This is a genomic window from Nonomuraea sp. NPDC003214 (genome assembly GCF_053590035.1).
Genome location: NZ_JBSFSX010000004.1, coordinates 452,825 through 466,845, shown reverse-complemented (window position 1 = coordinate 466,845; position 14,021 = coordinate 452,825). Strand labels below are relative to the sequence as shown.

The 14,021-nt window shown below is 73.4% G+C and carries 14 protein-coding genes; 3 read left to right on the top strand and 11 right to left on the bottom strand.

Features of this window, described 5'->3' with window-relative positions; translation table 11 throughout:
- Positions 1-31 precede the first annotated feature (31 nt).
- Genes ACWDXC_RS14560 through fabG form a run of 4 tightly spaced genes read right to left on the bottom strand, consistent with a single transcriptional unit; the run spans position 32 to position 2,632 of the window.
- Positions 32-1,096: an aminomethyltransferase family protein gene (locus ACWDXC_RS14560; RefSeq protein WP_364170735.1), complete on the bottom strand. Its 1,065-nt coding sequence runs from the start codon at positions 1,094-1,096 to the stop codon at positions 32-34.
- A gap of 2 nt (positions 1,097-1,098) precedes the next feature.
- The gene (gene fabZ, locus ACWDXC_RS14555; RefSeq protein WP_219509623.1) at positions 1,099-1,575 is read right to left on the bottom strand and encodes a 3-hydroxyacyl-ACP dehydratase FabZ; all 477 of its coding nucleotides are present in this window, start codon (positions 1,573-1,575) and stop codon (positions 1,099-1,101) included.
- Complete coding sequence (locus ACWDXC_RS14550; RefSeq protein WP_219509622.1) at positions 1,572-1,862, bottom strand: acyl carrier protein; 291 nt, start codon at positions 1,860-1,862, stop codon at positions 1,572-1,574. The genes fabZ and ACWDXC_RS14550 overlap by 4 nt, the downstream gene beginning before the upstream one ends.
- A 41-nt stretch (positions 1,863-1,903) precedes the next feature.
- Complete coding sequence (fabG, locus tag ACWDXC_RS14545) at positions 1,904-2,632, bottom strand: 3-oxoacyl-ACP reductase FabG (RefSeq protein ID WP_308125978.1); 729 nt, start codon at positions 2,630-2,632, stop codon at positions 1,904-1,906.
- Positions 2,633-2,793: 161 nt separating this feature from the next.
- On the opposite strand from fabG, the gene ACWDXC_RS14540 reads away from it, so the two are divergent.
- Positions 2,794-4,431, top strand: coding sequence for an FAD-dependent oxidoreductase (locus tag ACWDXC_RS14540; protein WP_449981617.1), 1,638 nt, complete (start codon positions 2,794-2,796; stop codon positions 4,429-4,431).
- A 17-nt stretch (positions 4,432-4,448) separates the two neighbouring features.
- Here ACWDXC_RS14540 and ACWDXC_RS14535 read toward each other — a convergent pair whose 3' ends face one another.
- A complete protein-coding gene (locus ACWDXC_RS14535; RefSeq protein ID WP_449981615.1) occupies positions 4,449-5,864 on the bottom strand; it encodes a BTAD domain-containing putative transcriptional regulator in 1,416 nt (471 codons plus the stop codon).
- A complete protein-coding gene (locus tag ACWDXC_RS14530; protein ID WP_449981613.1) occupies positions 5,864-7,051 on the bottom strand; it encodes a macrolide family glycosyltransferase in 1,188 nt (395 codons plus the stop codon). The genes ACWDXC_RS14535 and ACWDXC_RS14530 overlap by 1 nt, the downstream gene beginning before the upstream one ends.
- Positions 7,052-7,222: 171 nt before the next feature.
- Here ACWDXC_RS14530 and ACWDXC_RS14525 point away from each other — a divergent pair, with 171 nt between their 5' ends.
- Positions 7,223-8,323 carry a DegT/DnrJ/EryC1/StrS family aminotransferase gene (locus ACWDXC_RS14525; protein WP_449981611.1) on the top strand — a complete coding sequence of 367 codons (1,101 nt, stop codon included), beginning with the start codon at positions 7,223-7,225 and terminating at the stop codon, positions 8,321-8,323.
- Here the strand turns inward: ACWDXC_RS14525 and ACWDXC_RS14520 are convergent.
- The 3 genes from ACWDXC_RS14520 to ACWDXC_RS14510 are packed head-to-tail and all read right to left on the bottom strand — an operon-like array spanning position 8,295 to position 10,725.
- Entirely contained in the window at positions 8,295-8,894 is a 600-nt protein-coding gene (locus tag ACWDXC_RS14520) for a dTDP-4-dehydrorhamnose 3,5-epimerase family protein (RefSeq protein WP_357588079.1), read from the bottom strand. The genes ACWDXC_RS14525 and ACWDXC_RS14520 overlap by 29 nt on opposite strands.
- Before the next feature lie 3 nt (positions 8,895-8,897).
- Positions 8,898-10,118 carry a methyltransferase domain-containing protein gene (locus tag ACWDXC_RS14515; protein WP_449981609.1) on the bottom strand — a complete coding sequence of 407 codons (1,221 nt, stop codon included), beginning with the start codon at positions 10,116-10,118 and terminating at the stop codon, positions 8,898-8,900.
- Between the two features lie 10 nt (positions 10,119-10,128).
- The gene (locus ACWDXC_RS14510; protein ID WP_449981607.1) at positions 10,129-10,725 is read right to left on the bottom strand and encodes a DUF1707 SHOCT-like domain-containing protein; all 597 of its coding nucleotides are present in this window, start codon (positions 10,723-10,725) and stop codon (positions 10,129-10,131) included.
- Between the two features lie 96 nt (positions 10,726-10,821).
- Between ACWDXC_RS14510 and ACWDXC_RS14505 the strand changes: the two genes are divergently transcribed.
- A complete protein-coding gene (locus tag ACWDXC_RS14505; RefSeq protein ID WP_449981605.1) occupies positions 10,822-12,243 on the top strand; it encodes an NDP-hexose 2,3-dehydratase family protein in 1,422 nt (473 codons plus the stop codon).
- On the opposite strand, the gene ACWDXC_RS14500 is transcribed toward ACWDXC_RS14505, so the two are convergent.
- Both ACWDXC_RS14500 and ACWDXC_RS14495 read right to left on the bottom strand, forming a co-directional pair.
- Positions 12,224-13,060: a TIGR03621 family F420-dependent LLM class oxidoreductase gene (locus ACWDXC_RS14500; protein ID WP_364170716.1), complete on the bottom strand. Its 837-nt coding sequence runs from the start codon at positions 13,058-13,060 to the stop codon at positions 12,224-12,226. The genes ACWDXC_RS14505 and ACWDXC_RS14500 overlap by 20 nt on opposite strands.
- Positions 13,057-13,767, bottom strand: coding sequence for a 4'-phosphopantetheinyl transferase family protein (locus ACWDXC_RS14495; RefSeq protein WP_219509612.1), 711 nt, complete (start codon positions 13,765-13,767; stop codon positions 13,057-13,059). Before ACWDXC_RS14495 ends, ACWDXC_RS14500 begins: the two co-directional genes overlap by 4 nt.
- Positions 13,768-14,021 lie beyond the last annotated feature (254 nt).

Here is a 14,021-nt window from a genome sequence, read left to right as displayed (position 1 = left end):
GCTCTGCCTCCTTCTCAGCGTGACCGGCCGATCAGATGATCGGGATGCTCCAGCTCTTGGGCACGATGTACGGGCTGGTCAGCGTGGTGACGCCGAGACCGCCGACGGTCAGGTCCAGTCCGGCGGCCGCGAGCTCGGGGTCGACGCGGGCCAGGCCGAGGGTGGCTCCGAGGCCGGTGCTGTGGACGGCGTGGACGACCTCGCCGACGTCCTGGCCGCCCGCGAGCACGCGGGTGCCGGGCGCGGGGACGCCTTCGCAGCCGGTGAAGCCGACCGTGCGCCGCCCGTCCCCGCTCTCGAACGCCTCGAGCACGGCCTCGCGTCCGACGAAGTCGTCCTTGGTGATGTCGACCAGCCAGTTGGCGCCGATCTCGATCACGGTGGCGCCGGGGGTGGCCTCGTGCCGCGGGATCGGCTGGCGAACCTCCAGCATGGCCAGCTCCAGCGCCTCCTGCCCGGCGGCCTGGGCGTGCTCCAGCGCGCCGGCCCACAGGCGGGACGCGGCCTCGCGCGGGACGATCATCTGGTAGCCGTACTCGCCGGTGTAGCCGGTCCTGGCGAAGACGATGTCCACGTCCTCCCAGGTGGCGTCCACGACCGATTCGAACGGCAGGGAGGCCAGCTCGCCGTCGATGAGCCGGCCGACGACGCCCCACGCGTACGGCCCTTCGAGGCCGATGACGGTCAGCTCGGCGGAGCGGTCGGTGATCTCGGCGCCGTCGACGGCGTGGGCGTTCAGGTGGTCCAGGAGCTTGGAGCCGGCGCCGCAGGAGCTCTCCAGAAGCAGGCCGTCCTCCCTGCCGAAGGCGATGACCTGGTCGACGACCTGGCCGGAGTCGTCGAGGACGAGGCTCATCATGCAGCGGTCGGAGGTCAGGTACTCCACGTCGCGGGCGAGGATCCGCTGGGCGAAGTCCACGGCGGCGGGGCCGGTGATCTCGATGAGGCGGTGCCCGCCGAGGTCGAGCACGGCCGCCCGTTCGCGCAGCACCTGGTACTCCCCCGCGAGGGTGGAGAAGCGCAGCGGTACGGTGACGTCGCCCACCTGGCCGTAGACGGTGTCCTCCGGATGCCGGGTCGCGAGGACGCTTGCCATGTTCACACCTTTCGCACGGAACGTTGGTTCGCCGGGTCGGCGATGGTGAGGTTTCCTTCGGCGGCGATCTGGCCGTCGACGCGGGCCGAGACCCGGTATTCGGCGAACCCGCCGCCGCCCCCGGTGCGCTCGGCGGTGAGCACGAGCTGGTCGCCGGGCACGACGGGGCGGCGGAAGCGCATCGCCCTGACGCCCGCCAGGTAGCTGATCTCGCTGGCGCCGGCCAGGGCGAAGACGACGCCGGCGAGCTGGGCCATGGCTTCGACCATGACGACGCCGGGCAGGACGGCCTCGCCGGGGAAGTGTCCCTGGAACCACAGCTCGGTGCCGGTGACGTTCTTGGTGGCGGTGCCCTTGACGCCGGGGACGACCTTGCCGACGCGGTCGAGGAGCAGCATCGGCCAGCGGTGCGGCAGGACGGCGCGGATCTGGTCGTGGTTCAGCCCGGAGACGGGCGGCGCCTGTTCGGCGACCGTCATGCCGTGGCCCGCAGGCTGGGGTCGACCTCGTCGGCGAGGCGGGACACCGAGCCGAACACGGCCATGTCGCTGTCGTAGAGCGCGACGCCGAACTCGGCCTCGATGGCGACGTACAGTTCGAGCACGTCGAGGCTGTCGAGTTCGAGGCCGCGGCCGAACAGGGGCTGGTCGTCGGTGATCCAGCCGGGTTCGATCTCCAGGTCGAGCCGCGAGACGATCATCTTCTTGATCTGGCTGCAGGTCTGCTGCCGCTGCGCGGCCCTGGCCCGCAGTTCGTCGATGGTCATGGGTTCTCCTTGTGCGCCGGGCTGCTGCTGGTCGGGGCGGGTCACTGCAGGCCGCCGCCGTGCGCGACGACCACTGAGCCGGACATGTACGAGGCCTTGTCCGAGGCGAGGAAGCTGACGATGGCGGCGATCTCCTCGGGGCGGCCCATGCGGCCCAGGCGGATGCGCGACTCGTACCGCTTCTTGATGTCGGCGGGCACCTTGCGGGTCATGTCGGTGGAGACGAAGCCGGGGGCGACGACGTTGGCGCGCACCCCGTGCGGGGCGGCCTCGTTGGACAGCGCGTGGGTGAAGGCGATGATCGCGCCTTTGGACGCCACGTAGTTGGTCTGGCCGGGGAAGCCGCCGTCGAGGCCGCTGGAGGAGGAGATCGTCACGATCGACCCGCTCCGCTGGTGCTGCATGATCTTGAGCGCTTCGCGGCAGGCGAGGAAGGTGCCGACGAGGTTGGTGTCCACGGGGGTGCGGAACTGCTCCAGGCTCATCGCGATGAGGTAGCGGTCCAGGGTCACTCCGGCGCTGGTCACGAGCACGTCGAGGCGGCCGTGTTCGGCGCGGACGTCGCGGAAGAGGCGTTTGACCTCGTCCTCGTCGGTGACGTCGGCGCGTACGGCGGCGGCGCTGCCGCCTTCCGCCGTGATCAGGCCGGCGACCTCCTTGGCGTCGTGCTCGGAGCGGGCGTAGTTCACGACGACGTGGGCGCCCTCGCGGGCCAGGTCGAGGGCGACGGCCCGGCCGATGCCGCGCGACCCGCCCGTCACCACGGCCACGGATCCTGGGGCAAAGAGCATCATCTCTCCAGGAATTCGATAATCACCGGATCGATCAACTGGATCTTCTCTCCATAAGCTACTAAGCCCCGATATCACCCCTGTATCACGCAGATATCTGCGCATTGACCTGAATAATCGCGATATATGACTCTGGGGCCATGAATGAGCTCAATGCGGAAGTTCTGGTCGTCGGTGGCGGGCCCGTCGGGCTGTGCGCCGCCATTGAGCTCGCCCGCCACGGAATATCGGTGCTCCTGGTGGAAAGGCACGCGGGCACGGCGATTTTCCCCAAGGCCCGCCTGATCACCACCAGGACGATGGAGCTGCTGCGCGCCTGGGGCCTCCAGGAGGAGGTCGAGCGCGCCGGCATGCCCCGCGAGGAGTACCTGGCGGTGGGCGTCGGCAGCTCCCTGACCGCGCCGGACTTCGTCCGCTCGGCCGCCGAGCTGGACCGCGACGCCCCGCAGAGCCCCACGTACACGTTCCTGTGCTCGCAGGACCGGCTGGAGGTGATCCTGCGCCGCCACGCCGAGTCGCTGCCCGGCGCGGACATCCGGTTCGGCGTCACCATGACCGGCCTGCGGCCCGGCCCCGGCGGCGTGACGGCGGGCCTGCGCGACGAGAGCGGCCGCGAGACGTCCGTGACCTGCCGGTACGCGGTCGCCGCCGACGGCAGCCGCAGCGGCGTGCGCGACGCGCTCGGCATCGCCGTCGAGGGCCCCCCGCCGCTCGGGCACATGATCAGCATCATGTTCGAGGCCGATCTGGGCTTCCTGCCGCCCGACCGGCGGGCCGCGCTGTCGTTCCTGCGCGACCCGCCGTGCGCCGTGGAGGCCGTGGACCACGAACGGCGCTGGATGGTGCAGACCGGCTACGAGCCCGAGCTGGGCGGCAGCCCGGCGGACTTCACCGAGGAGGTGTGCCTGGCGGCGGTGCGCGCGGCCGTCGGCGTCCCGGACCTGCCGGTCACGCTGCTCGGCGTGATGCCGTGGCTGCAGCAGGCCAAGGTCGCCGCCGCCTTCCGCGCCGGGCCCGTCTTCCTGGCGGGCGACGCCGCGCACGTGGCGACGCCGCAGGGCGGGTTCGGCATGAACTGCGGCATCCAGGACGCGCACAACCTGGCCTGGAAGCTCGCCGCCGTGCTGCGCGGCGCCGCGAACGAGGCGCTGCTGGACACCTACGAGGCCGAGCGCCGGCCCGTGGCCGTCCGTACCGTGGACGAGAGCCTGAACAACGCGCTGATCACCTTCGAGATGATGGAGGGGCGGCTGTCGATGCGGGAGGCGATCGAGCGGCAGGCGGGGCGGCGCAGCAACGAGGGCCTGGTGCTGGGGTTCGCCTACGACTCCGCCGCCGTGCTGCCCGACGGCACCGCGCCGCCCGCCCCCGCCGACCCCTACCGCACGTACGTCCCCGCCGCGCGTCCCGGGCACCGGGCGCCGCACGTCTGGCTGTCCGGCCCCGGCGGCCGCCTGTCGACCCTGGACCTGCTCGGCCCCCGCTTCACCCTGCTCACCCCGCCGGGCAGCGGCTGGCTCGCGGCGTCCGCCCACCTCACCGCCTCCCTCTCGGTGGTGGAGATCGCCCCCGACGACCTCACCGCGCCGCCGGCCGCGGGTGGATCGGCCCGGGCTCCGTACGTGTCCGCGACGTGGGCCAAGGAGTACGGGGTCGGCCCGGAGGGGGCGGTGCTGGTGCGGCCGGACGGGCATGTCGCCTGGAGGTCCACGGCGGGCCCGGCGTCGGCGCGGGCCCTCGCGGAGGCGCTGGCCGGGGTGCTGGGGCACGGACGGTGAGCCGCGGGGCCGGGGCGTCAGGCGGCGGCGCGGGAGCGGAGGCGGGCGGCGCCGAGCCGGAGGGACAGCGGGTTGCCGCCCGAGGTGCCGACCAGATCGGCGACCGCCTGGGGGCCGAGGGCCGCGCCGACGAGCAGGTCGGCCAGGCGGGTGGCGGCCTCGTCGGCGAGGGGCCGCAGGAACGCCCGGTGCGCGCCCTGCCGGGCGACGAGGTCGTCGAGCGGGTCGGCGCTGGTGACGATGACGCGGCAGCCGGGCCCGCCGGGCAGCAGCGGCAGCACCTGGTCGGCGCTCTCGGCGCCGTCGAGCACGACGAGCACGCGCCGGCGCGCGGTGCAGCTCCGGTAGAGGGCGAGCTTCTCGGCCGGGTCGGCAGGCAGGTCGGGAGCGCCGAGGGCGCGCAGGAACCGGTCCAGGACCGGGCCGGGCCCGGTGCCGCCCATGTCGGCGTAGAGCTGCCCGTCGGGGAAGCGGTCGAGGCGGCGGTGCGCCCAGTGCACGGCCAGGGTGGTCTTGCCGACGCCCGCGGGACCGCTGAGCACCATGGGGCCGGGGGCGCGGGCGGAGCCGAGGATCGCGTCGAGGGCGACCAGCTCGGCCTCGCGGCCGACGAACGGCAGGACGCGCGGCGGGAGCTGGCACGGCACGACGCGGGCGGCCGGCCGGGCGGAGGCCGGGGCGGCGGGCGGGCGCATGAGGGCGGACTCGTCGCGCAGGATCTGCTCGTGCAGCCGCCGCAGCGCGGGGCCGGGTTCGAGGCCGATCTGCTCCAGCAGGTAGCGGCGGGTCTCCTGGTAGGTGCGCAGCGCGTCGGCGCGGCGGCCGGCCCGGTACTGGGCGAGCATGAGCTGGGCGCGGACGCGCTCGCGGAAGGGCGATTCGGCGACGAGGGCGAGCAGTTCCGGGATCACCTGGTGGTGGCGGCCCAGCTCGATCTCCAGCTCCAGGCAGGTCTCCAGCGCCTCCAGCCGTGACTCGGCCATCCGGGCGGCGTCGTAGCGCAGCCCGCGGATGTCCTCGAACGGCTGCCCGCGCCAGAGGGCGAGCGCGTCGCGCAGCAGCAGGACGGCGTCCTCCCGGGCGGCGGCGTCGGCCCGGCCCCGGGCCTGCCCGACGAGGTCGCGGAAGCGGAGCCAGTCGATGCTGGCCGGGGCGGCGCGCAGCAGGTAGCCGGGGCTGGAGGTCTCGATGAGCCCTGCGCCGAGCGTGCGCCGCAGCCGCGACACGCAGATGGCGACCTGCCGCCAGGCGCTGCGGGGCGCGGATCCGGCCCACACGGCCTCGACGAGCCGTTCGACGCTCATCACGCGGTTGGGGTTGAGGAGCAGGCTGGCCAGGATGACCAGCTCGCGGTGGGCGCTCATGGGCAGCTCGGCGCCGTCCTTGACGACGGTGAGCGGGCCGAGCACGCGGAACTCGAAGGCGGTGTCCATCAGGCGGTCAGCCTGCTTTCGAGCACGTCGGCGGCGCGGGCGGTGCCCCCGGCGGCGGCGATCTCGCCGCGCATCGCGGCGGCGGCCCGGTGCATGGTCGCGTCGGCGGCGACGTCGAGGACCGTCTCGACCAGCAGGCCGGGGGTGAGGGCGGCCGGGTCGAGGGTGCGGCCGAGGCCGAGTTCGGCGATGCGGCGGGCGCTGACCCGGTCGATGGCGGTGGCGGGGACGACGACGGCGGGGCGGCCCCAGTGCAGCGCCTCCATCGCGGTGCCCATGCCGCCCTGGGTGACGGCGACGCGGGCGTGGCGCAGCACGTCGAGGTGGGACACCCAGCGGTGCGCCTCGACGGTGGGCGGGAGCGGGCCCAGCTCGGCGGGGTCGAGGCCGTCGCCGAGGGTGACGACGGTCCGCCAGGGCAGGTCGGCGAAGGCGCGCACGCAGGTGCGGACGAGCTCGGGGCGGCTGGTGAGCACGGTGCCGAAGGACAGCAGCGCGATCGGCAGGCCGTCGCCCGGCGGCTGCCATCCGGTGAGGAAGCGGCGCTCGTCCAGGCAGGGGCCGACGAAGGCGAACCGCTCGTCGAAGGTGTCCCCGGCGTACTGGAAGGCGCGCGGCAGCGCGACCACGTTGGAGTCCTGCACCTGCCACCACAGCTCGGCCGGGTCGGCGCTGACGCCGTGGGCGGCGGCCAGGTCGCGGGTCCTGGCGAGCATGCCGTCGACCCAGCCGGGCAGCTCGGGGCCGGGACCGCCGCCGCCGTCCTCGGCGTAGACGGCGGTGAGGAAGGAGAAGTGCTCGTTGGCGGCGAACACCGGGATGAACTGCGTGGCGGGCACGTCCCATTTCCTGGCCAGGACGCGGCCGGCGTGCAGGACGGACACGTCGTAGACGATCACGTCGGGCCGGTGTTCCGGGCCGGCGGCGGCGAGCATCGCCGCGCTCTCGTCGAGGAAGAGCGAGAGCAGGCCGAGCGGGTCGTCCTCCAGCTTGCGCAGGTCGACGTCCCGGTAGATCGACTCGTACGGGAGCAGGGTGGCGCCGGCTCCCGTCACCAGCCCGGCCATGGCGGGCGAGGTGAGATAGGTGACCTGGTTGCCCCGGCGGACGAGCTCGGCCGCGACGGCGAGGCCGGGAATGACATGTCCGTGGTCGGGCTGGCACATGAAAAGAAAACGCCCCGTCATGTGAGGCCTCCCCGCAATGATTGCGCATTTACGTGCGCTGCCCAATCTATGGACGGGCGGGAGAATCGGTCACCCCTAGCTTCCCCCTCACCTTCGCGGCGCTTTCTAGGGGTTCCCCCGATCGGGGCCCCGCTGTTTATTCTGGGGCCGCCGGAGCCAGCAGGAGGACGAATGGTCACGCGCGTCTGGGATTATCTGCCCGAATACGAATCCGAGCGAGCCGACATCCTGGACGCCGTGGAGACGGTGTTCGCCTCGGGGCAGCTCGTGCTGGGGCAGAGCGTGCGCTCGTTCGAGGAGGAGTTCGCCGCCTATCACGGGGTGCGCCACTGCGTCGGCGTCGACAACGGGACGAACGCGGTCAAGCTGGGGCTGCAGGCGCTGGGCGTCGGGCCGGGCGACGAGGTGATCACGGTGTCCAACACTGCGGCGCCGACCGTGGTGGCCATCGACGCCGTGGGCGCCGTCCCGGTCTTCGTCGACGTGCGCGCCGGCACGTACCTGATGGACGTGGAGGGGGTGGCGGCGGCGATCACGCCGCGCACCCGCTGCCTGCTGCCGGTCCACCTGTACGGGCAGTGCGTGGAGATGGAGCCGCTGGAGCGGCTGGCCGCCGAGCACGACCTGGTGATCCTGGAGGACTGCGCGCAGGCGCACGGCGCCCGCCACCACGGCCGGGTCGCCGGCTCGATGGGGCACGCGGCGGCGTTCTCGTTCTACCCGACCAAGGTGCTGGGGGCCTACGGCGACGGCGGGGCGACGATCACCTCCGACCCGGAGGTGGAGCGGGCGCTGCGGCGGCTGCGCTACTACGGGATGGAGAAGACGTACTACGTGGTGAGCACGCCCGGCCACAACGCGCGGCTGGACGAGGTGCAGGCGGAGATCCTGCGCCGCAAGCTGCGCCGGCTCGACCGCTACGTGGACGGCCGCCGGGCGGTCGCCGCCCGCTACGCCGAGGCCCTGGCCGGCACCGGGCTGGTGCTGCCGGAGACGGCGCCGGGCAACGAGCACTCCTACTACCTGTACGTGGTGCGCCATCCGCGCCGGGACGAGATCCTGGAGGCGCTGCGCGGCTTCGGCATCCAGCTCAACGTCAGCTACCCGTGGCCGGTGCACACGATGTCGGGGTTCGCGCATCTGGGTCACGGGGCGGGCAGCCTGCCGGTGACCGAGGCGCTGGCCGGGGAGATCTTCTCGCTGCCGATGTACCCGTCGCTGCCGGTGGAGCTGCAGGACCGGGTCATCGCGGCGCTGCTGAAGGTGCTGTAGCGGGCGCGTAGCGGGGCAGCAGGCCGAGCGCCGCCGCCTCGGCCAGGGTGGGGGCGGCGGCGTCGCGCTCCGACAGCAGCGGCGTCTCCCCCGCCGGCAGCGGCAGCGCCAGGTCCTCGTCCAGGACCGACAGCGTGAGGTCGTCGGCCGCGCGGTACTCCGACGACAGCAGGTAGCACATGACGGTGTCGTCCTCCAGCGCGGCGAACGCGTGCCCGGCGCCCGGCGGCAGGTAGACGGCCCGGCCGTTGCCCGCGGTGAGCTCGACCGCGTCCCAGCGGCCGAACGTGGGCGAGCCGTCGCGCAGGTCGACGACCATGTCCAGGGCCCGGCCGCCGGCGCAGAAGACGTACTTGGCGGTGCCGGGCGGGACCAGCGTGTAGTGCACGCCGCGCACGACGCCGCGCCGGGAGACGTTGCGGCTGGCCTGGGCGACGGTGAACAGCGGGCGGCCCACGGCGGCGGCGAACGCGCTCTCCTGGTAGGGGGAGGCGAAGCTGCCGCGCCGGTCGGGGTAGACGTCGGGCTCGAAGGCGAAGGCGCCGGTCACGGCGAGCTCACGGTGGCGCACGGGTCATCCCCTGACGAGGTGGACGTCCGGCACGTACAGGATCCAGGAGCCGCCCGCGTCGCGGAACGCCGTCTCCTTGGCCATGATCTCCTCGGCGTGGTTCCAGGCGAACAGCAGCGCGTAGTCGGGGTACGGGTCGGCGAACGCCTCCGGGCCGAGGACGGGGATGTGCGAGCCGGGCGTGAGCCTGCCCTGCTTGGCCGGGGTGGTGTCGCAGATCAGCGGGACGAGGCCGGGGCCGATGCCGCAGTAGTTGAGCACGGTGGCGCTCTTGGCGGTGGCGCCGTAGCCGTACACGGTGGCGCCCCGGGCGCGCAGGCCGGTGAGCAGGTCCACGAGGCCGTCGCGGATGCCGGCGACGCGGCCGGCGAAGGCGGTGAGCGTCGCGGGGGCGGCCAGGTCGGCGGCCTCCTCGGCGGCCAGCAGCTCGGCCACGGCGGGCGTGGGGGTCCTGGCGCCCTCGCGGGCGAGCGTGTAGCGGACCTCGCCGCCGTGCACGGGCAGCCGTTCGACGTCGACGAGCTCGAAGCCGTGGCGGCGGGCCATCGCGCGCACGGAGGTGGCGGAGAAGAGGTAGAAGTGCTCGTCGTAGATCTGGTCGAAGGAGGCGCGCTCGACGACGTCGCCGAGGTACGGGTCCTCGAAGACGAACACGCCGCCGGGCCGCAGCAGCGTGGCGACCCCCTTCATGATCGAGTCGAGGTAGGGGATGTGGCACAGGGTGTTGGCGGCGTAGACGACGTCCGCGGGCCCGTCGAAGGCGCGGATGCTCGCGGCGGTGGCGGCCTCGAAGAAGTCCTTGCGCACCCGCACGCCGCGGGCGGCGGCCAGGTCGGCGACGCCGCCGGACGGCTCGACGCCGAGGTGCCTGACGCCGGCGGCGGCGATCGTGGCCAGCATGGTGCCGTCGTTGCAGCCCAGCTCGACGACGAACGGGTCGGGCCCGGTCAGCTCGGTGGCGAGCAGCCGCCCGGCCAGGGCGCGGAAGTGCTCGCGCATCACGGCGGAGCCGGACGACAGGTACGGGTAGCCGTCGTGGAACATCCGCTCGCGCGGCACCTCGTGCAGGAGCTGCACCATGGCGCAGCTCTCGCACACGCCGACGGCCAGGTCGAAGAAGAACTCCTCCCCGGGGTCGGCGGGGAGGACGAAGGCGTCGGAGACCGGCTGGCGGCCGAAGTCGGCGAAAGGGTGGAGACGGCCCGAGCAGATCCGGCACGCCATGCGGTCCTCCTTAGTCGGTGTCCCGGCGATAGCGCACCCAGACGTCGCCGGTCTGCACGTATCCGGTGAGCCGCACGGTCACGCCGTCGGGCGCGAGCGGCACGGGCGGGCGGTTGTAGACGGCGCCCATCCACCGGCGGACGACCTCCTCGTCCCGGACGATCCAGCCGCGCGGCACCACCACGGTGATGTCGCCGAACCAGGAGGTGATCTCGATGTCGAGCCGCACCTCCCGGTGCGGGCAGTCGGCCCGGGTGAAGTCGACGCGCACCTTGCCCCACCGGCCCGCCTTGGCGCTCAGGTAGGCGGGCACGCTCCAGCGGCCCACCTGGGCGAGCTTGCCGCTGGTCGTGTGCAGCTGTAACGCGCCGCCCGCGGGTGCGGGCAGCGCCGCGGTCGCCGCGACCGCCGCGGACGGCGGGCCGGGGTGCGGCAGGTCGGCCACGACGTCGTCCAGCTCGCCCAGCGTGCGGGCGGAGTAGGTGCGGTCGACGCGGTCGTTCAGCTCTTCCAGGCTGATGCGTCCCTCGCTGACGGCCACGCGCAGCATCTCGGCGACTCTCTCGCGGTCGTGGTCACTGGCCCGCACTTCCCGGTGATCGGTCATGGCGTCCACCCTAGAAGGGTAGGAATGCGGCGGCCCAGTGCAGAACCCCTATCCTCTGACCTCGCGCGGGACAGGGGTGGGGGCGCAAGGCAGGGGTTGAGCGGCTCGCGTGGCCGGTGGCAGCGTCGGCGGTGGGACAACCGTTGTGAGGAGCCTGCCATCAGCGACGTACACGAGTGGTTGCGCGAGATGGCCGGGCACACGTCGATGAGCGTGACCCGGCTCCCCCTGGAGGAGCTGGCCGGCTGGCGCGAGGACCCGGCGACGGGCAACATCCACCACCGCAGCGGCCGGTTCTTCACCGTCGAGGGGCTGGACGTGCGCCGCCCCGGGTGGGCGGTGCCGGCGTGGACGCAGCCCATCATCAACCAGCCCGAGGCGGGCATCCTCGGCATCCTGCTCAAGCGGCCGGGCGGCGTGCCGCACCTGCTGATGCAGGCCAAGAACGAGCCGGGCAACGTCGACGGGCCGCAGCTCTCCCCCACCGTGCAGGCGACCAGGAGCAACTACACGGGCGTGCACCGGGGGCGGGCGGTGCCGTACCTGGACTTCTTCCGGGAGCGGCGCGGCCGGGTGCTGGCCGACGTGCGCCAGTCGGAGCAGGGCGCGTGGTTCTACCGCAAGCGCAACCGGAACATGGTCGTGGAGGTCGGCGAGGAGGTGGCGGCGGCCGAGGGGTTCCGGTGGCTGCCGCTGCGGCTGGTGCGCGACCTGCTGTCGGTGCCGGACCTGGTCAACATGGACGCGCGGACGGTGCTGGCGTGCCTGCCGGCGCTGGACGAGCCTGGCGGCGGCGGGTTCGGCGGTGACGGGTTCGGCGGCCTGCTGGCCCGCTCGCGCGACCCGCTGGCGGGCGCCCGGCACGACGTGCAGGAGGTGCTGAGCTGGCTGAGCGGCATCCGCTCGACGGTGGACGTGCATGCCGGCCCGCTGCCGCTGAACCGGCTGCGCCGCTGGCACCGGGACGCGGGCCGCATCACGCACGAGAGCGGCAGGTTCTTCGACGTGATCGGCGTGCGCGTGGAGGCGCGCGGCCGGGAGGTCGACCGGTGGACGCAGCCGATGATCGAGCCGGTGGGCACCGGCCTGGTCGCCTTCCTCGTCCGGCCGATCGGCGGGGTGCTGCACGCGCTGGTGCACGCCCGCGTCGAGCCCGGCTACACCGACGTGGTGGAGCTGGCCCCGACCGTGCAGTGCACGCCGGGCAACTACGACCACCTGCCGGCGTCGGCCCGGCCGCCGCTGCTGGCGCACGTGCTGGCGGCGCCGCCGGAGCGGGTGCGCTACGACACCGTCCTGTCGGAGGAGGGCGGGCGCTTCTTCCACGCGCGCAACCGCTATCTGGTGGTGGAGACGGACGAGGACCCGCTGCCCGGCCACCCGTCCTTCCGCTGGCTGGCGCTGCACCAGCTCGACGCGCTGCTGCGGCACAGCTACTACCTGAACGTGCAGGCGCGCAGCCTGAACGCGTGCCTGCACGGGCTGGCGAGCGAGCCGGTCAGCGGAGGTGCGCGATGACCTCGCCGAAGTCCTCCATCGCGGAGTCCATCACGGTGACGTAGGTGAAGCCGAACCGTTCCCGGTCGCGCCTGACCTGCTCGGCGATCTGGGCGGGGGTGCCGGCGAACAGCGTCGGCACGTCCAGGAGCTGGCCGGTGGTGAGGTCGGGGGCGTAGCGGCGCAGGCCCTCCAGCCCGGCGCGGCGGTCGCGGGTCAGCACGGTGGCCTTGGACAGCACGTTGAGCTCCGGCGGCGCGGCCCGCCCGGCCGACTCGGCGCGCACGTGCGCGACCCGCTCCAGCAGCGTGGCGGCGTCGACGAGCGCGGTCCTGCCGTACTCGGGCCGGTAGGGGGCGCCGGTGAAGCTGACGATCTCGGCGGTGCGGGCTGCCAGGGCGAGCACCCGGTCGCCGTGCCCGCCGATCATGAGGGGCGGGCGCTTGCGGTCCAGCAGCCGGTCGAGCTCGGCGACGAGCCTTTCCAGCGTGCGCGTACGGGCGCCCGCGCCGAACGGCAGCCCGGCCGCCTCGAACTCGGCGCGCACGTAGCCGGTGCCGAGCCCGAGCTCCAGCCGCCCGTCCATGAGCCGGTCGAGCGTGACGACGTCGCGGGCGAGCAGGGCGGGCCGGTGGAAGGAGGCGTTGAGCACGTACGTGCCGATGAGCGGCCGTTCGGTGGCCTCGGCGGCGAGCAGCGCGGTGGGGAACGGCGCGAGCAGGTTCAGGTGGTCGGGCACGGCGATCACGTCGTAGCCGAGCGCCTCGGCGCGGCGGCACCGGGTCACCCAGGCGTTCCTGGAGCAGTCCTCGGCGATGAGCACGACGCCGAACCTCATCGCAGCGTGCTCTCGTGACCGCGGGCGGGCGGGACGGCCGGCGGGACGGTGTGCGCGGCGGCGATCGCGGCGACGGCGGTGACGATGAGCCCGCCGCCGGTGCGCCACCTGCCGCTGAACCCGGTGAGCGGGCGGCCCATCCAGCGCGGCCCCGGCACCAGCAGCTCGGCCCGGAACGTGCCGCGCAGCGGGTCGACGCTGACCACGGCGTCCTGGAAGTCGAGCCAGCGCCCGGCCAGCGGGAACCAGGCCTTGTAGACGGACTCCTTGGCGCTGAACAGCAGCCGGTCCCAGCTCGTGCGCGGGTGGCGTTCGGCCAGGCGGCGCAGCATGTCGCGCTCGCCGGGGACGGAGACGACCTCCAGCACCCCGGGCGGCAGGGGCGCGTCGGGCTCGGCGTCGATGCCGACGGCGCCGGGCTCGGCGCTGACGGCGGCGGCCCGGTAGCCGGCGCAGTGGGTGATGCTGCCGATGACGCCGGGCGGCCAGAGCGGCTCGCCGTAGGAGCCGCTGAGGATCGGGACGGGGTCGAGGCCGAGCCGTCGCATGGCCCGGTGGGCGCAGTCGCGGGCGGTGGTGAACTCGGCCCGGCGCTTGACGGCCACGCGGCGCACCAGCGCGGCCTCCTCCGGGAAGAGGATGACGCCGGCCGGGTCGGTGAAGGTGTCGAAAGACTTGACCGTCACCGGCAGGATCTCCTCGATCACCTAATCCTCCTCGCACCCCGTATAACCGGCACATTAGCCGCCGTCCAGGGTGGCCGAAAGGAAGGCCAATCATCTTTATGGGTGCCGCCGGATTTTCTGGGGTAGGGACAGGGGTTCCGGCGTGGCCGGGAAGCCGGGAGGTCCCCTATCATGCGCAGGGGCACATCGGGGGTTGACTGACCAATCCCACACTTTGTGAAGTACGGGGTTGCCACGCGATTTGAAGCCCTTTTTGATAGGAAGGCGCACACGTG